Origin of the sequence: Streptomyces sp. NPDC050549, from assembly GCF_040655035.1 — a bacterium.
GTDB lineage: Bacteria > Actinomycetota > Actinomycetes > Streptomycetales > Streptomycetaceae > Streptomyces.
On sequence record NZ_JBFAJD010000034.1, the window covers coordinates 1 to 25,251 of the forward strand.

Annotated in this window: 26 protein-coding genes and 2 pseudogenes; 21 read left to right on the top strand and 7 right to left on the bottom strand. The window is 70.5% G+C overall.

Annotated elements, in window-relative coordinates:
* Nucleotides 1-96, top strand: a pseudogene (locus AB0I51_RS35915) (class I SAM-dependent methyltransferase); the annotation flags it as partial.
* A gap of 29 nt (nt 97-125) precedes the next feature.
* Here AB0I51_RS35915 and AB0I51_RS35920 read toward each other — a convergent pair.
* A complete protein-coding gene (locus tag AB0I51_RS35920; RefSeq protein ID WP_362982556.1) occupies nt 126-536 on the bottom strand; it encodes a cupin domain-containing protein in 411 nt (136 codons plus the stop codon).
* Between the two features lie 233 nt (nt 537-769).
* Here AB0I51_RS35920 and AB0I51_RS35925 point away from each other — a divergent pair, with 233 nt between their 5' ends.
* The 10 genes from AB0I51_RS35925 (at nt 770) to AB0I51_RS35970 (ending at nt 9,424) form a co-directional block, all read left to right on the top strand.
* The gene (locus AB0I51_RS35925) at nt 770-1,333 is read left to right on the top strand and encodes a carboxymuconolactone decarboxylase family protein (protein WP_362982675.1); all 564 of its coding nucleotides are present in this window, start codon (nt 770-772) and stop codon (nt 1,331-1,333) included.
* A 100-nt stretch (nt 1,334-1,433) separates the two neighbouring features.
* A complete protein-coding gene (locus AB0I51_RS35930; protein WP_362982558.1) occupies nt 1,434-2,354 on the top strand; it encodes a sugar ABC transporter substrate-binding protein in 921 nt (306 codons plus the stop codon).
* 177 nt (nt 2,355-2,531) lie between these two features.
* Entirely contained in the window at nt 2,532-3,443 is a 912-nt protein-coding gene (locus AB0I51_RS35935) for a LysR family transcriptional regulator (protein WP_362982560.1), read from the top strand.
* A 98-nt stretch (nt 3,444-3,541) separates the two neighbouring features.
* Nucleotides 3,542-4,459, top strand: a complete 918-nt coding sequence (locus tag AB0I51_RS35940; RefSeq protein WP_362982562.1) for a VOC family protein — start codon at nt 3,542-3,544, stop codon at nt 4,457-4,459.
* A gap of 39 nt (nt 4,460-4,498) precedes the next feature.
* Complete coding sequence (locus AB0I51_RS35945) at nt 4,499-5,947, top strand: NAD-dependent succinate-semialdehyde dehydrogenase (protein WP_362982564.1); 1,449 nt, start codon at nt 4,499-4,501, stop codon at nt 5,945-5,947.
* A gap of 6 nt (nt 5,948-5,953) precedes the next feature.
* Nucleotides 5,954-6,724 carry a fumarylacetoacetate hydrolase family protein gene (locus tag AB0I51_RS35950; protein ID WP_362982566.1) on the top strand — a complete coding sequence of 257 codons (771 nt, stop codon included), beginning with the start codon at nt 5,954-5,956 and terminating at the stop codon, nt 6,722-6,724.
* Nucleotides 6,721-7,092, top strand: a complete 372-nt coding sequence (locus AB0I51_RS35955) for a VOC family protein (protein ID WP_019069936.1) — start codon at nt 6,721-6,723, stop codon at nt 7,090-7,092. Before AB0I51_RS35950 ends, AB0I51_RS35955 begins: the two co-directional genes overlap by 4 nt.
* Nucleotides 7,093-7,118: 26 nt before the next feature.
* Nucleotides 7,119-7,904, top strand: coding sequence for an alpha/beta hydrolase (locus AB0I51_RS35960; protein ID WP_362982569.1), 786 nt, complete (start codon nt 7,119-7,121; stop codon nt 7,902-7,904).
* On the top strand, nt 7,901-8,392 hold the full coding sequence (locus AB0I51_RS35965) for a heme-binding protein (RefSeq protein ID WP_362982571.1): 492 nt from the start codon (nt 7,901-7,903) through the stop codon (nt 8,390-8,392). The genes AB0I51_RS35960 and AB0I51_RS35965 overlap by 4 nt, the downstream gene beginning before the upstream one ends.
* 3 nt (nt 8,393-8,395) lie before the next feature.
* A complete protein-coding gene (locus AB0I51_RS35970) occupies nt 8,396-9,424 on the top strand; it encodes a methionine synthase II (cobalamin-independent)-like protein (protein WP_362982573.1) in 1,029 nt (342 codons plus the stop codon).
* A 45-nt stretch (nt 9,425-9,469) separates the two neighbouring features.
* Here the strand turns inward: AB0I51_RS35970 and AB0I51_RS35975 are convergent, their stop codons facing one another.
* A complete protein-coding gene (locus AB0I51_RS35975; RefSeq protein ID WP_362982575.1) occupies nt 9,470-9,757 on the bottom strand; it encodes a putative quinol monooxygenase in 288 nt (95 codons plus the stop codon).
* 257 nt (nt 9,758-10,014) lie between these two features.
* Between AB0I51_RS35975 and AB0I51_RS35980 the strand changes: the two genes are divergently transcribed.
* The 5 genes from AB0I51_RS35980 (at nt 10,015) to AB0I51_RS36000 (ending at nt 16,511) form a co-directional block, all read left to right on the top strand.
* Entirely contained in the window at nt 10,015-11,463 is a 1,449-nt protein-coding gene (locus AB0I51_RS35980) for an aldehyde dehydrogenase family protein (RefSeq protein WP_362982577.1), read from the top strand.
* 33 nt (nt 11,464-11,496) lie between these two features.
* Nucleotides 11,497-12,705, top strand: coding sequence for an L-2-hydroxyglutarate oxidase (gene lhgO, locus AB0I51_RS35985; protein WP_362982579.1), 1,209 nt, complete (start codon nt 11,497-11,499; stop codon nt 12,703-12,705).
* A 121-nt stretch (nt 12,706-12,826) separates the two neighbouring features.
* Entirely contained in the window at nt 12,827-13,687 is an 861-nt protein-coding gene (locus tag AB0I51_RS35990; protein ID WP_019069943.1) for an amidohydrolase family protein, read from the top strand.
* Between the two features lie 13 nt (nt 13,688-13,700).
* Nucleotides 13,701-15,410 carry a thiamine pyrophosphate-dependent enzyme gene (locus AB0I51_RS35995; RefSeq protein ID WP_362982581.1) on the top strand — a complete coding sequence of 570 codons (1,710 nt, stop codon included), beginning with the start codon at nt 13,701-13,703 and terminating at the stop codon, nt 15,408-15,410.
* A gap of 21 nt (nt 15,411-15,431) precedes the next feature.
* On the top strand, nt 15,432-16,511 hold the full coding sequence (locus tag AB0I51_RS36000; protein ID WP_362982583.1) for an Ldh family oxidoreductase: 1,080 nt from the start codon (nt 15,432-15,434) through the stop codon (nt 16,509-16,511).
* Nucleotides 16,512-16,579: 68 nt separating this feature from the next.
* On the opposite strand, the gene AB0I51_RS36005 is transcribed toward AB0I51_RS36000, so the two are convergent.
* The 4 genes and pseudogenes from AB0I51_RS36005 to AB0I51_RS36020 all read right to left on the bottom strand — a co-directional run bounded on the left by AB0I51_RS36005 (nt 16,580) and on the right by AB0I51_RS36020 (nt 19,113).
* Nucleotides 16,580-17,125 (bottom strand): alpha/beta hydrolase fold domain-containing protein, encoded by a 546-nt coding sequence (locus AB0I51_RS36005; RefSeq protein WP_362982585.1) that lies wholly within the window; start codon nt 17,123-17,125, stop codon nt 16,580-16,582.
* 77 nt (nt 17,126-17,202) lie between these two features.
* A pseudogene (locus tag AB0I51_RS36010) lies at nt 17,203-17,514 on the bottom strand (alpha/beta hydrolase); the annotation flags it as partial.
* Between the two features lie 161 nt (nt 17,515-17,675).
* Nucleotides 17,676-18,683 (bottom strand): M56 family metallopeptidase, encoded by a 1,008-nt coding sequence (locus AB0I51_RS36015; RefSeq protein WP_362982587.1) that lies wholly within the window; start codon nt 18,681-18,683, stop codon nt 17,676-17,678.
* Nucleotides 18,684-18,687: 4 nt separating this feature from the next.
* Entirely contained in the window at nt 18,688-19,113 is a 426-nt protein-coding gene (locus AB0I51_RS36020; protein ID WP_362982589.1) for a BlaI/MecI/CopY family transcriptional regulator, read from the bottom strand.
* Nucleotides 19,114-19,320: 207 nt separating this feature from the next.
* Here AB0I51_RS36020 and AB0I51_RS36025 point away from each other — a divergent pair, with 207 nt between their 5' ends.
* The 5 genes from AB0I51_RS36025 to AB0I51_RS36045 all read left to right on the top strand — a co-directional run bounded on the left by AB0I51_RS36025 (nt 19,321) and on the right by AB0I51_RS36045 (nt 24,103).
* Nucleotides 19,321-20,916 (top strand): glycosyltransferase, encoded by a 1,596-nt coding sequence (locus AB0I51_RS36025; protein ID WP_362982591.1) that lies wholly within the window; start codon nt 19,321-19,323, stop codon nt 20,914-20,916.
* 100 nt (nt 20,917-21,016) lie between these two features.
* A complete protein-coding gene (locus AB0I51_RS36030; protein ID WP_362982593.1) occupies nt 21,017-21,751 on the top strand; it encodes a polysaccharide deacetylase family protein in 735 nt (244 codons plus the stop codon).
* A gap of 72 nt (nt 21,752-21,823) precedes the next feature.
* Nucleotides 21,824-22,168: a hypothetical protein gene (locus AB0I51_RS36035; protein WP_362982595.1), complete on the top strand. Its 345-nt coding sequence runs from the start codon at nt 21,824-21,826 to the stop codon at nt 22,166-22,168.
* The gene (locus AB0I51_RS36040) at nt 22,099-23,472 is read left to right on the top strand and encodes a carboxylesterase family protein (protein WP_362982597.1); all 1,374 of its coding nucleotides are present in this window, start codon (nt 22,099-22,101) and stop codon (nt 23,470-23,472) included. The genes AB0I51_RS36035 and AB0I51_RS36040 overlap by 70 nt, the downstream gene beginning before the upstream one ends.
* 109 nt (nt 23,473-23,581) lie before the next feature.
* A complete protein-coding gene (locus AB0I51_RS36045; protein ID WP_362982599.1) occupies nt 23,582-24,103 on the top strand; it encodes a MarR family transcriptional regulator in 522 nt (173 codons plus the stop codon).
* A gap of 36 nt (nt 24,104-24,139) precedes the next feature.
* On the opposite strand, the gene AB0I51_RS36050 is transcribed toward AB0I51_RS36045, so the two are convergent.
* Nucleotides 24,140-25,201, bottom strand: a complete 1,062-nt coding sequence (locus tag AB0I51_RS36050; protein ID WP_362982601.1) for a dihydrodipicolinate reductase — start codon at nt 25,199-25,201, stop codon at nt 24,140-24,142.
* Nucleotides 25,202-25,251: the final 50 nt, after the last annotated feature.

A 25,251-nucleotide genomic window follows, 5' to 3' on the forward strand; every position in this document is an offset into this window, starting at 1 on the left:
GCCGTGCCGCTCGCCGAGCGCGGAGTTCCCGTCACCGGCATCGAGTTGTCACAGCCGATGGTGGAGCGGTTGCGGACCAAGGCGGACGAGGCGACTTCGACGCGGGCGCCTCCGTGTGCGGTGGGTCAGTCCTTGCCCATCTGGTCCTCCGCCGACAGGTGTTCCACCGTCTTGCCCGTCTCGGTGAACGTCCGCGTCACATAGCCCGACGAGTACACCCACAGGATGCGCAGCGGGGTGTCGCCCACGTTCCGGAACAGATGCGGGATCGGTGAGGGGACGTACGTGGTGTCGTACTGCTCCAGCCGTGTCACCTCGCCGTCGACCCACACCTCCGCCTCGCCCTCCAGGATCGTCACGTGCTCGTCGCAGTTGTGCGAGTGCAACGGCGCCCCGGAGCCGACCGGATACACGCTCATCCCACTGGTGATCAGGTTCTCCCCGCCCGCCGACGGCGTCGTGACGAGTGGTGTCGAGGCGACGGCTCCGCCGCGATCGAGCACGGGCACGGACGCGACCTTGATGATCGTGGTCATCCGGAGTTCCTTTCCACTTACACACTTCTGCGTCGAACGACGTTAGGCCTCGCGCGGGGGAATGGGTGCCCTCCGGCGTGCAGCTTTACCTTGCACTTCCGGAGGGGTGAGCTTTCCTGACCCGGCTGTAGCGTCGGCACGCATCGCACGGCTTCACGAACCGTGCACGTAACGCGCCGGAAAGAAAAGGCAGGTACCGGCCCATGAGGCTCCCCGTTCTCACCGAAGAGGAAATGGACCCGCGCCAGCGGGAACTGGCCGCCCGCATCGCCGGCCGGCGCGGCGCGGTCCGCGGACCTTTCCGGGTCTGGCTGCACAGCCCCGAGATGTGCGAACGGGCCGAATCCCTCGGTGCGTTCGCCCGCTTCGACAGCAGCCTCCCCAAGCACCTCAGCGAACTCACCCTGCTGATGGCCGCCCGCAACTGGGACGCGCAGTACTCCTGGAACGCCCATGTGCACCAGGCGATCGAGGCCGGCATCCCGGAGGCCGCCGTCAAGGCGATCGCCGAGAAGCGCGAGGCCGTCCTCGACAACGAAGCGGACCAGGCCTTCTACCAGTTCTGCCGCGAGATCCTCGACGACCACTTCGTCACCGACGCCACCTTCGCCGCCGCACTGGAGCACTTCGGCTCCAAGGGCCTGGTCGACACCATCGGCGCGCTCGGCAACTTCACCATGCTCGGTATGTGCCTCAACACCTTTCAGGTGGACCTCCAGGCCGACAAGGAACCCCCGTTCCCGGACATCCGCGGCTACGGCCGCCTCGCCCCGGACGGCACCGAGCCACGCCCGTGACAACCCCGGGGGGAGACGCGGTACTTCGCGTCCGGGGCGTCACCAGGAGCTTCGGCGGAGCAGCCGCGCCGAAGGGCGTGGACCTCGTTCCCGCAGAACCATGTTCGCCGCGTTCGCCGGCTCCACTCTCGTACTGAACGGCTGCGGCAGCAGTGACGACAGCGGGGGTTCCGGTGATGTCACCCTCGGATTCGTCTACGGCGGCGACACCGAGTTCCACAGCTGTCCCCAGAAAGCGGTCGAGCAGACGGCGAAGACGGAGAACGTCAAGATCTTCACCGCCGACTCGCACCAGAATTCCACCACCGAGCTGTCCAACATCGAGGACATGACCTCGCGCAGTGTGAGCGCGCTGATCGTGCAGACGGTCAATGTCGACGCGCTCAAGGGCGACATCGCCAAGGCGAAGGCCGCGAACATACCGATCTACCTGACGTCCGTGGCCACCGGCGACGTGAACGACATCCTCGGCGCGGCCGTCGTCGACCTGGGGAAGCTGGGTGCCCTGGACGCCGGCTGGATCGCGAAGGACGCGGGCGGCAAGAACGTCCAGGTCGGCGTGATCGCGGGGGCGCCCGGCGCCGCCTCCGACCTGATGGTGGGCGGCTTCACGAAGGCACTGCCGAGCACCGCCGAGGTGGTCGCGAACCAGCCGGGGATGTTCAACCCGGTCAAGGCGCAGGACGTGGCCGAGAACATGATCCAGGCACATCCTGACCTGCAGTACCCGTTCGTCGCCCCGGAGGACATGGTGCCGGCCGCCCGCAAGGCGTTCGACGCGGCCGGCAAGAAGGACGTCAAGATCGTGACCGCCAACGGCACCGACGAGGGCGTGGCCGCCGTCGAGGACGGACGGCTCTCCGCCACCGCCGCGAACTCGGCCATGTCGATCGGGCGGACCGCGGTGAAGAACGCGGTCGGCCTCCTGACCAAGGAGAAGGTTGACAAGATTGCCAACATTCCTCTTTTGTTGGTCACCAAGGACAACCTGAACAAGGCACCCCAGTACTGCCCCAAGTAACACAGCCGCGTGGGCAGCGATGCCTGTCCCCGCACTGTCCCGAGCCGCCCGTCCGGCACGTCGCCGGAATGTCCCGATAGAGCCGCTGCCAGGACATTCCGGATCCTGCCGGACCCCTATATGACCGGCACCGCCGCCGGGGCCCACCCCTGGCACATGTGGGCCTCCGGAGGAATCATGGATCGACTGCTCCTCATGCACAGCTTCGTCACCGTCGCGCAGGCCGGGAGCTTCAGCGGCGCCGCCAAGAAGCTGGGCTCGTCGGGCTCGCTCGTGTCGCGCCACGTCGCCGAGCTGGAGCGGCAGGTCGGCGTCCGCCTCGTCAACCGCACCGCCCGCTCGGTGAGCCTCACCGAACCGGGGCTGCGGTACGCCGAGTTCGCGGCCCGGATCCTCGACGAGATCGAGGCCGAGGACGCCGTCATCTCGCACCTCCACGACCGCGCCGAGGGCACCCTGAGCATCATCTGCCCCAAGTGGATAGGCAGCCTGGACCTCGGGGACGCGATCGCCGCGTTCTCCGCCGCCCACCCCAAGATCCACGTCCGCTTCGAACTGGGCGGCATGTCGGACCGCACGTACGACTTCCTGGACAGCGGCTTCGACGTCGCCTTCCACACCCGCGACCTGCGCGACTCCAGCGTCCGCCTCAAGAAGATCGCCTCTCTGCCCTTCGTGCTCTGCGCCTCCGAGAAGTACCTGGAGCGCGGCGGCCCGCTCACCGAGCCCAACGGCCTCGCCCACCACGAGTGCCTCGTCCACGTCAACGACCCGGTCTGGCGCATCGGCCACGGGCACACGAGCACCCTCCACAAGATCCGCAACGTGGCGTTCTCGTCCAACTCCTATCTCGCGATCCAGAAGGCCGCCGTCCACGGCCGCGGCATCGCCCTGCTCCCACAGCGCCCCGCCTACGACGACCTCCTCTCCGGCGCCCTCAGGGTCCTGCTGCCCGAACTCGCCGTACCCGACCGCCCGCTCTTCGCGATCTACGGCCCGGGCCAGGCCACCCCGCGCAAGGTCAGCGTCTTCCTGGACTTCCTCTCCGAATGGTTCTCACAGAATCCCATTCCGGCCATCCGCGCGTAGTTGCAAGAAACGATTGCGAATTCAGGCGAGCTCGGACCATTGAGGCCTTCACGCCCCGAAACCTAGGCTCGCCGGGCGACCCGCGAAACGAGGCATCCATGGGAATCCAGAGAATCGAATCGGTCACCTACGGCATCGACGACGTAGACGAATGTGTCCGTTTCTTCGGCGACTTCGGGCTGTTCCTGCTGGAGCGCACCGAGGAGCACGCGGTCTTCGAGACGCTCGCCGGACAGACCCTGCATCTGGACACCGTGCCCGGCCCGCTGCTGCCGCCACCGGTGGAGGCAGGGCCGACGATCCGCGAGGTCGTCTGGGGCGTCGACACCCCGGAGGAACTGGCCCGGCTGGTCGCCGCCGCCGGCCGCGACCGCAAGGTCCACGAGAGCGCCGACGGGGTCTTCCACACCGCGGACGAGAGCGGCTTCGGCGTCGGACTCGCCCTGGCCCGCCCGAAGGACGCGGACGTCACCCCCCGGCCCGCCAACGCGCTGGGCAGCGTCGACCGCTGGAACACCGCGCTGGAACCGCTCACCCGGGCCTACCCGCTGCGCATGTGCCATGTCGCGCTGAACATCGTCAAGGAGGGGCGCGAGGAGGCCGTCGCGTTCTACACGGAGCGGCTCGGCTTCCGGCCCACCGACATCGTCGGACCGATGGGCGTCTTCATGCAGGCACCGGGCGACGACGACCAGCACACCATGCTGCTGTGCCACCGCCCCGACCGCGCCGGCGTCAACCACGTCGCCTACGAGGTCCCCGGCTTCGACGACGTCATCGAGGGCGGCAACCACATGATCGAGCGCGGCTGGCGGGAGGCCCGCAGACTCGGCCGCCACACCGTCGGCTCGAACGTGTTCCGGTTCATCCACGCCCCGTGCGGAGGCCGCGTCGAGTACGCGGCGGACATGGACCGCGTCGACGACACCTACGGGACCCGCGTCCACGAGACCACCCCGCCGCACCACATCTGGGCGCTGCGCTCCAACCGCGACCAGGACGCCCCCGCCAACTGATTCTCCTCCCGCCTTTCCAGCCTGAGAGGGCACCCACTCATGACCTCCGACCACGGCTACCCCGCCGTCCGCATGTACATCGCGGGCGAGTGGTGCCAGGGCGGCACCGGACGGACCGCCCCGATCGTGAACCCGGCCACCGAGAAGGTGATCGGCGACGTTCCCCTCGCCACCACCGCCGACCTGGACCGCGCCCTCGACGCGGCCACCGAGGGCTTCCGCACCTGGCGCAACACCCCCATGGCCAAGCGCTCCGCGATCCTGCACGCCGCCGCCGACCTGATCACCGAGCGCGCCCCCGAGATCGGCCGGATCATGACCCGGGAACAGGGCAAGCCGCTCCGCGAGGGCACCACCGAGGCCCTGCGCACCGCCGACACCCTGCGCTGGCACATCGAGGACGCCCGTCGCGCCTACGGCCGGATCATCCCGTCCGCACCCGGTACCGTCCTCACCGTCCGCCGCGAACCCGTGGGCCCCGTGGCCGCGTTCGTGCCGTGGAACTTCCCCGTGGGCGGCCCGAATCGCAAGCTGTCCTCGGCCCTGTCCGCGGGCTGCTCGATCGTCATCAAGGCCTCCGAGGAGACCCCGGGTACGGCCGCCGCCCTGGTCGCCTGCTACGCCGACGCCGGACTCCCGGCCGGTGTCCTCAACCTCGTCTTCGGCGAACCGGCCGAAGTCTCCGCCCACTTGATCCCCTCGCCGCAGATCCGCCTGGTCGCCTTCACCGGCTCGGTACCCGTCGGCAAGCTCCTCGCGGCTCAGGCCGGCGAGGCCATGAAGCCCACGCTGATGGAACTCGGCGGCCACGCCCCGGTCATCGTGTGCGCCGACGCCGACCCGGTGAAGTCCGCCCGCAAGGCGGCACAGGCGAAGTTCTTCAACGCCGGCCAGGTGTGCACCTCACCGAGCCGCTTCTTCGTCCACGAGAGCATCGTCGACGCGTTCACCGCGGAGTTCGTGAAGGCCGCCCAGGAGGTCACCGTAGGAGACGGCCTCGACAGCGACACCACCATGGGTCCGCTCGCCAACGAGCGCCGGCTGCAGGCCATGGAGAACCTGGTTTCCGACGCCGTGGAACGCGATGCCAAGGTACTCACGGGCGGTCGACGCCTGGAGCGCGACGGCTACTTCTACGCCCCGACCGTGCTGACGGACGTACCGGCGGACGCGAAGCTGATGCACGAGGAGCCCTTCGGCCCGCTCGCGCCGGTCGTCCCGTTCACCGATCTGGACGAGACCCTCGCCCTCGCCAACGCCCTGCCCTACGGCCTCGCCGCCTACGGGTTCACAGAGTCCGCCGCCACCGCCGAGAAGCTCTCCGGCGCGCTGGAGGCCGGCATCCTCTCCATCAACCACTGCGGCGGCTCCGTCGCCGAGGCCCCCTCCGGCGGTGTGAAGGAGAGCGGCTACGGCAGGGAGGGCGGCCCCGAAGCCCTCGACGCCTACCTGATCACCAAGCGCGTCTCCCACCTGCTGGCGGGCTGAACCGCCATGAGGTACACGCGCGTTGGGGTTGGCGGCCGGGCGGTCTGGGGCCGGGTGGGGGAGGAGGACATCGAACTGCTGTCCGAGTCCCCGATCGAGGGCGATCCGACCGTCATCGGCACGGTGCCGGCCGCCGAAGCCCAGTGGCTGCCCGTAGTCGTCCCGCCCGTGTTCTACGCGGTCGGCATGAACTACCCGCGCCACATCGCGCACGCCGGCGCCGAGACCCCCACCCGTCCCGAGGTCGGCTACCGCGCCAACAACGCGCTCACCGGCCACCGTTCGCCCATCGTCAAGCCGGACGGGGTCGAGGGCCGCTTCGAGGCCGAACCGGAGCTCGTCGCCGTCATCGGCCGCACGCTCCGGCACGCCACGTACGAAGAGGCCCGTAAGTCCGTGTTCGGCTGGACGATCGGCAACGACGTCAGCGCCCGCACCTGGCAGCACCAGGACCGCTCCTTCTGGCGCAGCAAGAACAGCGACACGTTCAAGCCGATGGGTCCCTGGATGGAGACCGATGTCGACGCCCTGGCACAGACCACGACGCTCCGTGTGAACGGGGAGGTCCGTGCCTCGTTCGCCACCGGCGACATGGTCTTCGACCCGTTCGACCACATCGTCGAGCTCACCAAGCACATCACCATGCACCCGGGGGACGTGCTGTGGATGGGCGCCGAGTCCACCTGCCAACTCGAACCCGGGGACACCGTGGACATCGAGATCAGCGGCATCGGCGTCCTGTCCAACCCCGTACACAGCGAAGGGAATCCGTCATGAGCAGCGCACCCCGCTACATCCACCACGTCAACTTCCCCACCACCGACCCCGACCGGACCGCCGAGTGGTACACGAAGGTCTTCGGGATGAAGCGCATCATGCCCAAGTCCAACACCCGTGTGGTGCTGATGACCCGGGGCAACTTCGACCTCCACTTCACCCCCGTCGAGGAGATGGAGCGCATGGCGCCCTATCACTTCGCCGTCGAGGTGGACGACTGGGACGACTTCCTCGCCCACCTCAAGGACCTGGGGATCCGGCACACCCGGCCGATCGAACGGCCCGAGAACCAGTCGAAGTTCTGCTACATCCACGACCCCGACCACACCATGATCGAGCTCGTCTTCCACGGCCGTCGCCCCAACTGACCCCGCGCGTACAGGAGTTCACCCCCATGCCCATCGCCGACTCCGACGGCACATCCATCTACTACGAGCGCCACGGCAGCGGTCCGGCGATCCTGTTCGTGCACGGCAGCGGCGGCCACCACACCGCCTGGTGGCAGCAAGTGGCCGCGCTGCGCGAGGAGTTCACGGTTGTCACCGTGGACCTGCGCGGCTTCGGCAAGTCCGACTCGTCCATGCCCGAGTTCGACGGCCAGGACTTTCCCGGCGACGTCGTAGCCGTCCTCGACCAGGAGGACCTGGCCGACGCCATGCTGGTCGGCCAGTCCATCGGCTCCGTCGCCGCACTGCGCGCCGCGCTGCTGCGGCCCGAGCGGGTCGGCTCGGTCGTGCTCGGCCACTCGCTGGGCGGCATCAGCCACCCCGAACTGAAGGAACTGGCCGCCGCCGACCGCGCCCAGGCCGTCAAACTGCCGGTCATCGACCGCCTGTTGACGAAGCGGTTCCAGGAGGAGCGGGCCGACCTCACCTTCCTCTTCCAGCAGATGGGCACGTTCAACGTGGCCAGGATGCAGGACCTGCGCAACCTCGACACCAACGGACCGTCCCTGGACGACATCCGGGACTCGGGCGTCAAGGTCGCCTTCCTCGCGGGCGAGAAGGACGCGGTGCTCAGCGTGAAGACCGTGACCCGCGCCCACGAACTGCTCGCCGGCTCGCGCCTGGAGATCGTCCCGGACGCCCCGCACTCCATGTACTGGGAGACGCCCGCCAAGTACAACGCCGCCGTCGCCCACCTGCGCCGCACCCTCACCGCACCGAAGGAAGCAGCATGAGCAGCCTCACCCTGGACGCCGCCGAGGAGATCATCGACGCCGCCCACAAGCGTGCCAGGTCGATCGGGAAGGCGGTGAGCGTGGCCGTCGTGGACGCGGGCGGCTTCCCCGTCGCCATCCGTCGCCCGGACGGCGCCCGCCCGCTCACCCCGGACATCGCCCGCGCCAAGGCGTACACGGCGGCCATCATGCAGCGGCCCGGCAAGATGCTGAAGAAGTGGCAGGAGAGCCAGCCGGTCTTCTTCTCCCAGCTCTCCCAACTCCCCGGCGCCGCCATGCCGATCATGGCCACCGAAGGCAGCCTCACCATCAAGAAGGACGGCGAGATCATCGGCGGCCTCGGTATCGCGGGCGGCACCGCGGACGAGGACCAGCAGATCGCCGAGGACGTCCTCGCCTCGCTCGGCTACGAACTGGAGTTCGCCGCCTGGGGTGTTGTCGGCAAGCCTGCCCCGACCTCGTCGTCCTCCTCCGGAAAGGACGCATGACTCATGGCGGACACGTTCAACTACCGCATCGACCACCACGGTAGCCTGGTCCGCCCCGCCGAACTGACCGCCGCACGCGCGGCCGGCGACCCCGAGGCATTGAAGGCGGCGGAACTCCGGGCGGTCAAGGAGGCCGTCGTCCTCCAGCGCAAGCTGCGCTCCACCGTCGTCACCGACGGCGACTTCCCGCGAGAGGACTTCCGCAGCGCGGTCCTTGACGGAGTATCAGGTCTCCGGCGCACGGACGAGAACGACGCCGACGGGCTGGTCCGCTGGGTCGCGGAATCCCTCCCCAAGGCCAACGGCCCGCTGCTAGCGGACTGGGCGGCACGCCTCACCGGACTGACGCTGATCGCCCCGAAGGCCTCGCTGCCCTCACCCGCGTATCTCGCCGCCACCACCTTCCAGCCCGGTCACGGCCCCTCGTCCGCAAGGGAGTTGGGGGAGGCGCTCGCGGAGATCATCCACGCGGAGATCGAGCTGCTGGTCTCCCGCGGGGTCCGGCTGATCCAGCTCAACAACCCGCTCCTCGCGGGCCACTTGGCCGTCGACCCGGCCGCCCCCGGCGCGCTGTCCTTCGAGGACACCCTCGCCGTTGAGGCCCTGGCGGTACGACTCGACGAGCGTCCCGAGGGCGTACGCATCGGTGTCTCGATCGGCCATGCGGCGCCTGCCGCGGTGGACCGGGCGGCGGCCGAGCACCTCTACGGCGAGGTTCCCGCGGACCGCTGGATCCTGCCGTACGACCAGGGCACCGACGCCGAACTCGACCTGGTCAGGTCGTTGCCGGAGCACCGGGACGCATGCCTGGGTGTCGTGGACGCGAACGTGGCCGAGCTGGAGGAGATCGACGCGGTGATGGCACGCATCGACGCCGCCGCCGAGATCAAGGACCTTGAGGACATGGCCATTTCGCCGTCCCGCGGCTTCGCCGACGTGGCGACACGGCCACTGCTGACCGCCGAGCAGCAGCGGCAGAAGCTGGTCCAGGTGGAGACGCTGGCCCGGTACTGCTGGGGCAACGAGTTCTGACGCCCGAGCCGGGAAGCGCGTCGCGGCGCTTCCCGGCCGGGTCCGTCACAGGACCTCGGCGAAGGTCACCCTGCGATCGGTGAGCAGCGGCCAGACCGTCCGCACGATCAGCTCGTCGAAGTGGTCGGCCGCCTTGTGCGCGTCGAAACCGGCCCGGTCGGCGTACTGCTCGTACAGCACGAAACTCCCGGGTACGTCCGCCTCGGCGTGCACCTCGTAGGCCAGGTTCCCCGGCTCGGCACGGGTCTGCTCGCGCACCTTCAGCAACGCGGCGCGCACTGTGGCCTCGTCGGCGGGCTCGCAGAAGTAGCGGGCGATGACTGCGTAGGCCATGTCGTGTCTCTCCTCATCGAATCCTCGGTCGATCCGCGGCGGATCCTCTGCTCCCGGCGGCGTGGCACATGCCGTCCGGCCTGCCGATTCCAGCACGGATCAACCCTCCGCCGACCTGCGCGCGGCGCAAGCAATGCCTGCCTCTGCGGGACTGGTGGCACCGCCCTCACATGGTGTGTTGTCGCATTCGGCCCACTGCGGCCGCTGACTGTGCAGACCGCGGACCCGCACCGCGGCGGACGAAGGAAGTGATCTTCATGCGAAGCCTGGAAACCCTCTCCGGTGGAGAGTGGGTGACGACCGGCGAGTGGATCGAGGTGCACGACCCCGCCGATGTCCGCACCCCCCTCGCGCGCATCCCCGCCCTCGCCGCCAAGGACGTCACCCGCGCCTACGACCACGCCGAGCGCGGCTTTACCGTATGGAAGCGCACCAGCCCCTTCGAACGCGCCCGCATCTTCACCGAGGCGGCCCGGCTGATCCGCGAGCGGCTCGACGAGATCGCCGCCGACGTCACCGCCGAGAACGGCAAGACCGGCGCCGAGGCCCGCGGCGAGACCCTCAAGGCCGCCGACTTCCTCGACTACTACGCCGGCCTGGCCCGCCAGGGCTACGGCACCCTCCTGCACGACGCCCGCCCCAACACCCGGGTGCACACCCAGCGCGAACCGATCGGCGTGATCCTCGTGATCAGCCCCTGGAACGACCCGCTGATCACCCCGGCCCGCAAGCTCGCCCCGCTGCTCGCCACCGGCAACGCGGCCGTGTTCAAGCCGGCCACCGAGACACCGTTGTCGGGCCTGCACTTCGCCCGCGCCCTGCACGACGCCGGCCTGCCCGCCGGAGTCCTGAACGTGGTCACAGGTCGTACGGCCGAGATCGAGGAGGCCCTGCTCGACGACCCGCGCATCGTCGGCATCACCTTCACCGGCTCGAACGAGGTCGGAGGCCGAATCCGCCGCCGTCTCGCCGACCGCAACGTGCGCTTCCAGGGCGAACTCGGAGGCAAGAACGCCTCCGTCGTCCTCAGGGACGCCGATCTGCCGTTCGCCGCGAAGACCGTCGCAGCGGCCTCGTTCGGCCAGGCCGGACAGCGCTGCACCGCCACCAGCCGCGTCGTCGTCGAGCGGCCGGTGTACGACGAGTTCACCCGGCTCCTGGTCGCCGAGGTCGAGGCGCTCAAGGTCGGCCCGGGCAGTGACCCGGCGACCACCCTGTGCCCGCTGTCCAGCCCGAAGCAGCGCGACAGCGTCCTCGCCCACATCGAGGGCGCCGTCGAGGAGGGTGCCACCGTCCTCACCGGCGGTGCGGCGGACACCGAGGGCGACCACGCGCACGGCTGCTTCGTGCAGCCGACCGTGCTCGCCGATGTCACGGCCGAGGCGGCGATCTGGCGCGAGGAGGTCTTCGGACCGGTCCTCGCCGTCCGCGCCGTGGACGACTTCGCGCAGGCCGTGGACGCGGTGAACGACTCCCAATTCGGCCTCGCCGCCGCTGTGTTCACCCGCGACCTCGCCTCCGCGTACCGCTTCGCCGACGACGCCGAGTGCGGGCAGATCGCGGTCAACGCGACCACCCCCGGCTGGGACGTGCACCTGCCCTTCGGCGGCTTCCACGACTCAGGCACCGGCTACAAGGAGCAGGGCGACGAGGTCCTGCGCTTCTCCACCCGGGTCAAGACCGTCGCCGTCCACATCGGCGCGTGAGCGGGCGGGCAGCACAGAGAAAGGAGGACGCCGATGGCTGACGAGACGATCGGCATCGTCGGCGCCGGCATCGTGGGCCTGGCCACCGCCCGTGAGATCGCCCTGCGCCGCCCCGGCACCCGGGTCGTGGTCATGGAGAAGGAACACGAGGTCGCCGTCCACCAGACCGGCCACAACTCCGGCGTCGTGCACGCCGGCATCTACTACGCGCCGGGCAGCCTCAAGGCCGACCTGTGCGTCCGGGGCGTATCGATCCTGCGCGAGTACTGCCAGGACCGCGGCCTGCCGTACGACGAGATCGGCAAGCTCGTCGTGGCCGTACGGCCGGACGAGCTGGGCCGGATGGAGAACCTCTACGAGCGGGCCCGCAACAACCACGTGCCCGAACTCCGCAAGATCTGCCGTGAGGAGATCAAGGAGCTGGAGCCGCACGTGGGCGGAATCGCGGCCCTGCACTCCCCGCGTACCGCGATCACCGACTACCCGGCGATCGCCCGCGAGTTCGCCAAGGACATCGAGGCCTCCGGCGGCGAGGTGAGGCTCGGTTTCCCGGTCACCTCCATCACCGATGTGCCGGGTGGCATCGAGGTCGCGTCGGGGGAGGAGCGGGTCCGGGTCGACCGGCTGATCCTCTGCGCGGGGCTGCACTCCGACGCCGTGGCCAGGCTCGCGCAGGACAAGAAGGCTCCGAGGATCATCCCGTTCCGGGGCGAGTACATGCTCCTCAAACCGGACCGCACCCACCTGGTGCGCGGGCTCGTCTACCCGGTACCGGACCCCCGCTACCCCTTCCTCGGCGTGCACTTCACCCCGCGGGTCGACGGCAGCGTGGAGGTCGGTCCCAACGCCGTGCTCGCCCTGGCCAGGGAGGGCTACAAGCTCAGCCGCTTCTCGCTGAAGGACCTCGCCGGACTCGCCGCCTACCCCGGCTCCTGGAGGATGGCCGCCCAGCACTGGCGGACCGGCATCAAGGAGTACCGCGGCTCGCTGTCCGCGTCGGCCTTCATGACGGACGCGAAGCTGTACGTCCCCGGGGTCGGCGTCTCCGACGTCGTACGCGGCGGGGCGGGCGTCCGGGCCCAGGCACTGGATCCCGACGGCACGCTCGTGGACGACTTCCGCATCCATCGGGTCGGCCGGATCACCGCCGTGCGCAACGCGCCCTCGCCGGCCGCCACGGCCTCCATGGCGATCGCCGAGCACATTGTCGGGGCCGTGTTCGACACCTCGTCCGCAAACTGAGAATGCCCTGCGTACAGCGGTGTTTGGCGCAACTACTGCTTGCACTCCCAGCGCTCGGCAAGGGCCCGTCGCCCGCCTAGCGTTCCTTCCGTAAAGACCTTCGAGAGAAAGAGTTCCGGACATGTTCGTTGTCGACACGCAGATCCACATCTGGAAGGAAGAGAGCCCGGACCGCCCCTGGGTCCCGGGAGCGCGGGAGCGCATCCGCCTCAACGGACACCGCGAGGACCCCTTCTCGTACGAGGAGGCCCTGGAGCTGATGGACGAGGCCGGCGTGAACCGGGCCCTGATCCTGCCGCCGTCCTGGGAGGGCGACCGCATCGACTACGCCCTGGAGGCCTGTGAGGCGCACCCCGACCGCTTCGGCATCATGGCGCGCATCCCGCAGAACAAGCCCGAAGAGGGCAAGGCGATGCTGAAGGACTTCGCGCAGAACCCGCACGTGAAGGGCACGCGCCTCACCTTCCACCGGCCGCAGGACCGCAACTGGATGATCGACGGCACCAACGACTGGTACTGGCCGATCGCCGAGGAGCTGCGCATCCCGACGATGGTCCACGCGCCCATCTGGAAGCGGGAGTTGGGCGAGATCGCCGCCAAGCACCCCGAGCTGAAGATCATCATCGACCACATGGGCATCATGGCCCGCTGCGTCGACGACGCGATCGGCTACTGGGTCTCGGAGACCGCCGACCTGGCCGCCCACCCCAACATCTATGTGAAGGTCTCGGCGCTCCCGGGCTACTCCACACAGCCCTTCCCGAACAACAACATCCAGAAGTACGTGCGCGAGATGGTCGACAAGATGGGGCCGCAGCGCTGCTTCTACGGCACCGACATCACCCGTCTCCTGGGCCACGGCATCACGTACACCGACACGATCGAGCAGTTCACCAAGCACTGGGACTTCACTCCCGAGGAGCTTGAATGGATCATGGGCCGCGGTATCTCCGAGGTCCTGAACTGGCCGATCGAGGGCTGAGGAAGCACGAGAGATGACCGACACCACCAACACTCCGGGCGCCGACGGCGGCGATGCTCTCGTTACCGCCTTCAACGCCGTCGGCGCCGATTACATCTTCTGCTCGTCGGGCTCCGAATGGGCCCCCGTCTGGGAGTCCCTGGCCCGCCGCCACCGCGACGGACTGCCCTGCCCGCAGTACCTGGACCTGACCCACGAGACCGTCGCCGTCGGCATGGCCACCGGCTACGGCCTCATCAGGCGCCGGCCGCAGGGCGTGCTCCTGCACGCGGCCCCCGGTCTGCTCCAGGGCTCGATGGCCGTGCACGGGGCGCTGCTCGCGGGCGTCCCGATGGTGGTCAGCTCCTCGGAGTCCACCACCTACGGCGACGGCCCCGGCCAGGATCCCGGCGGCCAGTGGTACCGCAACCTGTCCATCGTGGGCGGCCCGCACCAGATCGCACAGCCCTTCACCAAGTGGTCCAACGAGGCCGCCAGCGTCCACACCCTTCCTACGATGGTGACGCGGGCGGCGGAACTCGCCTGGCGTGCCCCGGCGGGACCGGCGTACCTCAACGTCCCGCTGGAGATCCTCCTGGAGGAGTGGGACGGCCGTGAGGCCAAGCCGATCGTGGCACCGGGCTCCACGCACAGCTCGCCCGAAGAGGTCGACCCGGTCGCCCAGTCGATCCGCGAGGCGCGCAACCCGGTGATCGTCACGGAGACCGCCGGACGCGAGGCGGGCGGCTTCGAGGCCCTCGTCGCCTTCGCCGAGGCGTGGAGCATCCCCGTCGTCGAACCCGACTCGGCGGTGTGCGGCAACTTCCCGCGCACCCACCCGCTGCACGCCGGCAACGACATCGGCCCGTGGATGGACGAGGCGGACCTGATCCTTCTCGTCAACTGTCGCGCGCCCTTCTACCCGCCGTCGCGCCGCCCCACGAAGGCGACGGTCGTCGTCATCGACGAGGTGCCGCAGCGCCCGCACGTCGTCTACCAAGTCCTTTTCGCCGACAAGTACTTGGAAGGCAACGTCGCCAACACCCTGCGCCAGTTGGCCAAGCGGGCGAAGGACCTGGACGAGACGGCGGTGGCGGAGCGCAGGGCCGCGCAGGAGGCTCGCTTCGCGGCCGAGCAGACGGCGATCACCCAGGCCGAGACGAAGGCCGAGGGCGCCGAGGGCATCGACCCGGTGCTCGTGGCCGCCACGCTGCGCAAGCTGCTCGACGGCAGGGACGGGATCGTCGTCGACGAGACCATCACCCACAGCCGTGTCGTCAAGCGCCATGTCCAGACCGCCCAACCCGACTCGTACTTCTACGTGCAGGGCGGCCTCGGCCAGGGAATCGCGGTCGCGCTCGGCGTCAAACTCGCCGCCCGGGAACGCCCGGTGGTGCTCACCATCGGCGACGGCGCGTTCACCTACAACCCGGTCATCCAGTCGTACGACGCCTCGGGCGCCTACGAACTCCCGCTGCTGATCGTGGTGTTCAACAACCGCGTCTACAAGTCGATGAACCTCAACCACCGCAGGTTCTACCCCGAGGGCGCCGCTGCCGACACCGGCGAGTGGCTCGGCACCGATCTGCACCGGCTGCCCAGGCTCGCCGGGTTCGCCGAGCCGTTCGGGATGCACACCGAGACCGTCGACGCGCCCGAGGCCCTCGCCCCCGCGCTGGAGCGTGCGCTCAAGGCCGTGGCGGAGGGCACCACCGCCGTCGTCGACGTACTCGTCACCCGCTGAACCAGGAAGGTATCCGCCACCATGTCCGACACCGCAACGCCCAAGCCGGGCAGGCTCCTTGTCGCCGCCGACGACCTGCGTACCTTCTCCGCCGCACTCCTGGAGAAGGGCGGTCTGAACGCCGAGCAGGCGCGGACCACAGCCGACGTGTTCGTGTGGGCCGCGTTGCGCGGCGTCGACTCGCACGGCATCGCCCGCGTCCCCGCCTACCTGGAGCTGCTGGCCAAGGGCGTGGCCAACGCAGACGCCGACATCAAGATCGAGTCCACCGCCCCGGCCGCCGCCGTACTGGACGCCGACCGCGCCCCCGGCCCGGTCGCGCTCAGCGCCGCCGCCGACGAGGCGGTGACCCGGGCCAGGATCAGTGGAGTCGCCGCCGTCGGGGTCCGGCGGACCGTGCACACCGGCGCCATCGGCTACTACGTGTCGAAGATCGCCGAGCAGGGTCTCGTCGGCATCGGCTACGTCGCCGGCATGCCCAACATGGGCTACACCGGAGTCAAGGGTGCCGCCGTGGCGACCAGTCCGCTCGCCATCGCCGTACCGGCCTCGGCCCATGCCCCGCTGCTGCTCGACATGGCGACCGCCACCATCGCCCTGGGCAGGATCCGCCAGGCGAAGGCGAGTGGCACACCGCTGCCCGAGGGCGCGGCGGCCACCGCCGACGGCACCCCGACCACCGATCCCGAACTGGCCGTCATGCCACTGCCGTTGGGCGGCGCCAAGGGCTCCGGGATGTCCCTCGCCTTCGAACTGCTCACCAGCGTGCTGGTCGGCGCGCCGATCTTCGCCGCCTTCCACTCGGACGACCCGCAGGGCCGCAAGCACCGCCAGAACGCGCTGCTCATCGCCCTGGACCCGGCGGCCTTCGGCGACCCAGCCGCCTTCACCGAGGCGGTCGACACCACGCTGGCCACCCTCAAGCGACTGCCGCCGGCGGACGGCGCCGAGGGCGTCTTCTACCCCGGTGAGCGCAGTGCGGCGGTCGCCGAGGGACGCGGCGCGAAGGGCATTCCCGTGGCACCGAAGGTGTGGCGTGAACTGACCGAGGCGGCCGGGAAGTTCGGCCTCATCCCGCCGGAGCCGGCGCCGTCGGCGTGACGAAGCAGGCACTTCGCCGACCGTCCTGGAGCGGACGGTCGGCGAAGTGCGTTGTCCGCGCGGGTGGTTCAGCCGGTGCCCACGGCCTCCCGTACCTGACGGGCGATCAGGGCATAGGACTGCAGAGCCCGTTCGTCGTCCGTGCCGTCGTAGCCGTGGTCGGCTCCGGCGACGTCGACGTGCTCCACCAGAGCGCCCGCCGTACGCAACCGGTCCGCGTAGCGCACGCCTTCGGCCTTGAGCAGGTCGTACTCCGCCGTGACGACCAGCGCCGGTGCGATGCCCTTGAGGTCCGCGGTGTCCGAGGGGTGGGCGGGCGACACCAGGCGGTCGGTGCGCACCTTGGGATCCGGGACGTACGACGTGTCGAAGACCTCGGCCATCCAGGGCCGCAGCACCGGCTTGGCGATGGCTGCCTGCTTGTCCTTCGCACTGGTCGCCAGGTCCAGCGGCGGATAGTGAAGCACCTGGAGCGCGATCGAGGGGCCGCCCTCCTCCAGCGCCTGCCGGGCCACCGCCGCCGCCAGTCCGCCTCCGGCGCTCTGCCCGCCCACGGTGAGCCGGTCGCCGTCCCAGCCCTGTTCGACGCTGTGCTCCGCGATCCACCGGACCACCTCGAAGGCCTGCGGGGCGGTGCGGGGAACGGGTGCTGGGGCGCGACGACGTAGTCGACGTTGACCACTACGACACCTGCCTCCGCCGCCAGGAAACGGCACAGCGGGTCGTCGAGTTCGGTCAGCGGTACGACGTAACCACCGCCGTGGAAGTTCACGTGCACCGGCGGCGGCGGACCTTCGCCGGCCGGCAGGTACACCGTGGCCCGTGCCGGGGCGACCGAGGCCGGGATCGTCAACTCCCTTGTGTTGCGCGGGAATTGCGGGAACCGCTGATGCGAGGAGGCGGCGGAGCCGCGCCCGCTCGGGCGGCGGTCCGCCAGCAGGGAGAGCCGCTGCAGGGACTTGGCGGCGAAGGCGGCCACCGTCGGCCGGGCCAGAACAGACATACCGCTCCATTCATGGAGTGCGCGCGACGGGGGAGTTCCATCCGATCGCCGGGATCGATCAACAGGATTCCTGATGATGGACGGGGCGACGATAACACGGGCGTAATTCGGACGGATGTGGTGATCGGCGCTGTTGAGAGGTAGTGCCGGTGGCCTGCCGGTCAGTGGCGCCGGACGGGCCCGTCCAAGTGTTCGTGTGCACAGCACGGCCCGTGCGGCGGGAGCGCCGGAGCAGCCGATGCGACCGCCGCCCGAGCCGTTACGCACGCCGCGTGCTGCGCGGTCTCGATCATCTGCTCGCTGTCGGTCGCGGCATCGGCCAGGCTCGCGCAGCACACCGCGAGCAGCGCCGCGCCCGCGACGAACGGCAGGGCCCGGCGCGGGGGAGGAGGCGCCAACAGCGCCCGCACCCGCTGCGGCACGGCCCCGCCGGTCGCGGCCAGCGCCGGGCGAGAACGGTTCGCCGAGGTGGCGAGCGCCGCCCGGCCCACGGCGCGGGCGACGACCGCACGATCGCCGACGCGCACCGCGGCCTCCTCGTCGGCCCAGCGTTCCAGTACGAAGCCGCCGGCTGCGGACAGCGGCCGTAGCAGCGGATTCACGGCGGCGGAGAGCCGCCAGAGGGTCTGGAAGAGATGGTGCCGGCCCCGCAGATGGGCCCGCTCGTGCGCGAGCAGCGCCTCGCGCTCGCGCTCGCCCAGGCACTGCAGCATGCCGCGCGACACCACGATCCGCCCCGGCTTCCCCGGCAGTGCGAAGGCCTCCGGCGACGCCAGGTCGAGAACGGCCAACTCCGTGTCGCCGGGCAGCTGTTGGCACTCGCGGCGGGCCCAGCGCAGATGCCGCAGCTGACGGGTGGTGGCCACGGCGAGGCCCGCGACCGACGCGAGGAAGGTGAGCGCGGCGACCCCGGCGACCGTGAGATAGACGGGATCGGAGGCGCGTACGGCGGCGACCGACCACTGCCCCTCCTGGGCGACCTCGGGGATCTGCGCAAGGCCCGCGAACGCGAGCAGTCCCAGGGAGCCGAGCCAGCCCAGCGATGCCACCAGTGCGGTGGAGGCCAGCGACCAGGCGGCCGGGCGCGGGGCCGGCAGCGAAGCGGCACGAGGCGCGAACACCGCGATCACGACAGTGATCAGAAGGGGGACGTACACACTGATCAGCACCGGCTCACGGTCCTTCGTCGGCGCGGCCGGAGGGCTCCGGTCCGTCGTGCCCGGAGAGCAGTCGCTGCAGCAACTGCTCGTCCTCCTCGGACAGTTCGGAGACGAAGCGGGTGAGCACCGCCTCGCGGTCGGCCCCGTGCTCCAACAGGGAACGCATCCGCTCCGCCGTGTGCGTCGCCTCGTCCCTGGCGGGCGCGTACGCGTACCCGCGGCCCGCGCGATGCCGGACGAGCATCCCCTTGTCGTACAGGCGCGAAAGGATCGTCAGCACCGTGGTGTAGGCCAGGTCCCCCGGCAGTCCGTCCCTGACCTGGCGTGCGGTCATCGGCTCGGCGGCCCCGTAGAGCGCGGCGAGAACACCGCTCTCCAGCTCACCGCGCGCCCGCCTGCCGGACGTCGTGCCGGGTTCGTCGTTCTTCCGATCCTGCACTGTTCACCCCACCGCCTTCCACCGCTCGGCGTTCCAGCCTACCCGCCGACCTACTACGGCCTGTAGGAAGTGCGTCAAGGGTTCGCGGCGATCGGGCGGGGGGTCGGGCGGCGATTTGCGATCGCGATCTACTACATGTTGTACGACCTTAGCTACTACATGTTGTAGAGTTTCGCCGCTCCACTCCACCTGCGGAGGAAAAAGCCCATGCCCCACCTCGGAAGTACGGTGCATCTGCGCGCCCTCGCGGTTGCCACCCTGCGCCCCCGGCGGACGACCCCGCCCAGCCGTTCGTCGGCGGCCGAGCGGATCGTGATCGTCTCCGCGAGCGTCGGAGCCGGTCACGACGGCGCCGCCGCCGAGCTGGAACGGCGCCTGGTCGCGGCCGGACTCGCGGTCGACCGGCTCGACCTGCTGGACGTGCTGCCCGCCCGGCTCGGCCGGCTGGTCCGGGACGGCTACCACCGCATGCTCGTCCGGACACCCTGGCTCTACCAGCGGATCTACAGCAGCACCGAACGCGCCGGAGGCGGCGGTTCCATCGCGCGTGCTTTGCTGCGCTCCGCCGAGGAACGGCTGCTGCGCGCCCTGCCCGCCGACACGGGCGCCGTCGTCTCGACGTACCCGGGCGCGAGCCGGGTGCTGGGCAACCTCCGTTTGGCCGACCGGCTCACCGTGCCCGTCCTCACCTACCTCACCGACTTCTCCGTCCACCCGCTGTGGGTGGCCGACGGCGTCGACGTCCATCTCGCGCTGCACGCCGTGCCCGCCGCGCAGGCCAGGGCCGCCGGCGCACGCGACGTCCGGGTGTGCGGCCCGGTCGCCGACCCGCGCTTCCACCCCGTGAACGCCTCGGAACGCGCCGCGGCCCGCACCCGTTTCGGCCTGCCCGCGAACGTCCCGCTGGCTCTGCTGGTCGCCGGTTCCTGGGGCGTGGGCCCGGTACGGCAGGCCGCCCGCGAACTGCGCGACTGCGGTGCGGCCGTACCGGTCGTGGTATGCGGCCGCAACGAGGCGCTGGCCGAACAACTCCGCGCGGACGGCATCGAGCACGTCCACGGCTGGGTCGACGACATGCCCGGCCTGATGCACGCCGCCGACGTCCTGGTCCAGAACGCCGGCGGACTGACCTCCCTGGAGGCCTTCGCCGCGGGCCTGCCCGTCGCCAGCTACGGCTGCATACCCGGCCACGGACTGACCAACGCGTCCGCCCTGGACCAGGCGGGCGTCGCCGCGTGGATCCGGGACCCGGCCCAACTCAAGCACGTACTGGCCGAGTTGATCGACGGCCCGCGCGGGCTGCTGCAACGGGAGGCGGGGCTCGCGCTGTTCGCGGGCGGGGGGCCGGGTGAGGTTCCGGGCGGGGGACCGGAGCCGGCCGCCGGGACGGACCGCAGCACCCTCGCCGACGAAGGCCGAGGCAAGCTCGCCGGGGAAGACTGCGGCACCGGAGCACACCAGGGTCCGGCCACGAACGCGGACCGGGGCCCCGCCGCCGAGACCGTACGCGTCTGCCGGACCGGCGTCGGTTCCGCCACCCCGATCACCGTCCGCCGGACCCGGGCGGTCCGTCCGGCCGCCCTGCGGCTCGCGACCACCACAGCCCTGGCCTGCGCGGTCTGGGCGGGCGCGGTCGGCACGGCGGTCGCCACGACCGACGGCGGCCCGCGCCTCCTACACGCCATAGGGCAGCGCTTCGACTTCGACGACCCGGGCCACGGACACCACGGATTCCATGCGGCCCACGAGAGCCGCGGACGCGACGAGAACCACGGAGGCCACGTGACGGGAGGCCGCTCGTGACAGTCGTACGCCTTCTCCTTACGACCGCCCGTTTCGCGCTCCCCGTCCTCGCGTCCGCACGAAGCGCCTGCGCGACAGGCCGAGCGAAGGGGCATCACCAATGACCGCGACCCGCTTCCTCCGCACCGCGCTCCCCGCACTTCCCGTGCTCGCAGCCGCCGCGTACGCCGCCCCCGTCCTGTCCACCTACGGCCCGCTCCGCAACCGCGTCATGCCCCGCCTCTCCGGCCGCGGTCGGCCCGACCACGTGGCGCTCACCTTCGACGACGGTCCCGACCCGCTCTCCACCCCCCTGTTCCTGCGCCTGCTCGACGAGCGCCGGGTCCACGCCACCTTCTTCCTCCTCGGCAACCAGGCGGTACGCGCCCCCGGCCTGGTCAGCGAGATCGCCGCCGCCGGACACGAGATCGCTGTCCACGGCTGGCTCCACCGCCCCCTCCTGCTGCGCGGCCCGCGCGCCACCCGGGACGACCTGGCCCGCGCCCGCGACACGGTCGGCGACCTCACCGGCCGCACACCACGGCTCTTCCGCCCGCCCTACGGCGTGATGTCGACCGCCGCCCACCTCGCGGCCCGCCGCCTGGACCTCACGCCGGTGCTGTGGACGGCCTGGGGAGAGGACTGGCGGGCGCGCGCCACACCGGAGTCGGTCCACCGGACGGTCACCGCGGACCTGCGCGGCGGCGGCACGATCCTGCTGCACGACTCCGACTGCACCTCGGCCCCCGGCTCCTGGCGCGCGACTCTCGACGCCGTCCCTCGCGTCCTCGACACGTGCGCGATGCGCGGACTGTCCGTGGGGCCGCTGCGGGAGCATGCTGTGGATCCGCTCTGAAGTTGACAATATTGTTGGCGTTCCCGGTCGACGGAATTTACGTTCGCAAGCACCTGGACCAGGGAGCCCCCCATGCTTTCGCACGCCATGAACCGCCGGGCCTTCCTCAACGGGACGCTGACCGTCGCCGCGACGGCCGCCATCGCCGGCACCACGACCGGCGCCGACGCGACGGACCGCGACACCTCCGCAACCCCGCCGACGGGCCCGCTCCGGATCGACACCGGCCGGGTGTCCGGCGTGGCGTCCCTGGTCTCCGGCGTCACCGTGTTCAAGGGCCTGCCCTACGCGGCGACCACAGTCGGCGCCAACGGCGCCCGCCGCAGCGGGCCGAGCCCTGGACGGGCGTGCGGGTCGCGGACACCTTCGGGGACATCTGCCCGCAGCAGACGATGGGTTCGGCCCCGGTCACGATGAGCGAGGACTGCCTCAACCTCGACGTCTGGACCGGAGCCACGAGTTCACGGGAGAAGCGCCCGGTCCTGGTCTGGATCTACGGCGGCAGGCTCACCGGCGGCTACGCCTCCGACCCCGGCTTCGACGGTGCCGGCCTCGCCGCCAAGGGCCTGGTCGTGGTGACCCTCAACTACCGCACCGGTGCGTTCGGTTTCCTCGCCACCCCCGAACTCAGCGCCGAGTCCGGCCACCGGGCCTCCGGCAACTACCGTCTCCTCGACCAGATTTCGGCCCTGCGCTGGGTACGGCGCAACATCGCCGCGTTCGGCGGCGACCCGAACCGGGTGACCGTCGCAGGCCAGTCGGCCGGCGGAGCCTCCGTGATGCACCTCGTCTACTCCCCGCTCGCCAGGGGCCTGTTCCAGGGCGCGATCTCGCAGAGCGCCGGCGCCCGCGCCACCGGCGACCCCGAAATCGCCGCGCTGGCAGCGTCGTACCGCACTCTGGAAACGGCCGAGAGCCAGGGCACCGCCTACGCCGCCGCACTCGGCGCCACCTCGCTCGACGCTCTCCGAGCCTTGGCGAGCAACAAGTTGATGGCTGGTCAGAACGCGAACGACACCACGGTCAGCGGGCCGGTGAACGGCAACCCGCCGGAGTTCCGCCCGGTCCTCGACGGCTGGGTCAAGCCGTGGACGTACGAACAGGCCCTGGTGGGCGGCCACTTGAACGACGTACCGGTACTGGCCGGCGGCAACAGGGACGAGAACGGCGCCTCCCCGAGCCCGACCGTGAAACTCGCGGACTACCTCGCCACCGCAGAGAGGGAATACGGCACTCTCGCCGAGGAGTTCCTGAGTCTCTACCCCGCCACCACCGACACGGAGGCGGGCCAGGCCCGCAACGACTCCGCCCGCGAGGGTTCCCGGGTCTCCGCGAACCTGTGGGCGGCCGAGTGGGCGAAGACGGCCAAGAGCCCGGTGTTCACCTACTACTGGGAGCACGTCCCGCCGACGGCGACCGGCCCCAACTCCCGTGGCGCCTATCACGGTTCGGAGATCAACTACGTCTTCGGCAACCTCTACGCCACGAACCTGCCCTGGACCGACGCGGACCGCGCGGTCGCCGACACCCTGTCCGACTACGTGGTGAACTTCGTGACCCACGGCGACCCGAACGGCCATGGCCTCACCCGCTGGCCCGCGGCGAACCACCGCTTCGCGACCACGATGGAACTCGGCGACCGCTTCGGCCCGCCGGCCTTGACGGACGTGGCCAAGGCGGACTTCTTCGGGCGATTCTTCGCGAGCCGGAAGCGCTGGTGACGTCGGTGTCGATGCTGTCCAGCGGGTGACGTACTCTCTCCGCCGTAGACGGGGTAAACGCACGCCGTAACTTACTTGAGTTACGCAACAATATGGTAAAGTGGGTCTCATGTCCACACCACCGGTCCCCACCGCCCCCGCCTCTCCGGAGGTGACCGAGATCGAGCGAGCCCTCACTCGGATCACCTACCTGAGTACGCGCGCCCGCCAGCACGACCGGCTCATGGCCCTCGCCGGTGTGCCCCTGGACCGTGCGGCGGTGGCGTTGCTCCGGCAGGTAGCCGACTCCGAGCCGCTGCGCCCCGGGGAGCTGGCGAACCGCCTCGGCGTCGAGGCCTCGCATGTGACCCGTACGGTGCAGCAGCTGCAGAAGTCCGGCTACGTCACCCGCGTGCCCGACCCCGACGACCGCCGCGCCCAGCGGATCGAGCTGACCGAGGCCGGCGAGAAGGCCGTCGCCAGCGTCCGGGACGCCGGTGCGCGCGGAATGCAGATGGCCCTCTCCGGGTGGTCGACGGACGAACTGCAGCAACTGGCAACGCTGTTCCACCGCATGGTCGACGACTTCCTGAACTACGCGATCGACGAGGAGAGCGAGCCGGAGGCCGCCGCACCGGCGACCACCGCCTGAGCGTCCCGGGTACCAGGTGGGGAGATCGGGCCGGCCTCAGCGGAGGTCGGCGACGATCTGCGGCAGGTCGGCCGTGGTGCGGATTCCGGGGGCCGCCGCGCAGACGAAGGGGACGGCGTTGACCGCGCGGTTCGCGGTGTAGGAGGGGGACATCGCGGCCATCCGGTCGAGGGGGACCGGGAAGCGCAGGTCGATGTCGAGCGGCGCGTCCCCCTCGACCGCCACATGCCAGCCGGTGGCGCGCTGGTCCCAGGCGGGATCGAGGTCGGTGGTGCAGTACCAGTTGGCGCGGAACCGCAGCAGGGGCCGCCCTTTCCGCAGCCCGGAGACGGTGATCCGCTGCGCGGCCACCGTGCCGACCGGCAGGGTGCCCGCCACGATCGTGGTCGAGCGCCGGGCGAGCGCGACCTCACCGGTCGCCTCCACGGAATCCAGCGGTGTCCCGAGGGCCTCGGCGAGCAGGCGCAACGACGGGCCGAAGCTGTCGCGCAGTCCGGTCAGCCGATGTTCGCCGAATTCGGCAGGGGGCTGTCCGAAGCCCATCACCTCGAACAGCAGCCCGGGGGAGTCCCGTTGGGAGAGATCCGCGAACTCGTCGATCGTCAGCGAGTCGAGCCGCCGCTGGATCGAGGTGAGGACGATCGGCAGGGCCTCCGTGATGAATCCCGGGCTGCTGCCCGTGCTGTGGACGGAGGTCCCGCCCTCCGTGCACGCGTCCTCGATCCGCTTCCGCACGACCGGGTCGAGGCTGGGTGCGTGATGGAACTCGCCGCGCGTCGACACGACGTTCGCGCCCGACGAGAGCAGCGTGCACACCTCGTCGAAGTCGCACGAGCGCGGGGTGTAGAGGACGCAGTCGGCGTCGAGCGCCAGGATCTCGTCGAGGTCGTTCGTGGCGAGGATGCCGGTCGTGCCGAACTCCTCGCCGCTCAACTCGCGGGCGTCCAGGCCCGACTTGGCCGGTGTGTGGACGTACACGCCGGCCAGGGTCAGCTTCGGATGCTCCAGTACGGCACGCATCGTGCGGGCGCCGATGTTCCCTGTGGCCCACTGCACGACCCGGTAGCGCTGTACCCCGTGCCGTAGCGGCTCGGTCATCGCCCGCCTCCCGTTCCGGTGGGCGAGAACCGTACTCTCCGCTCCGAAGA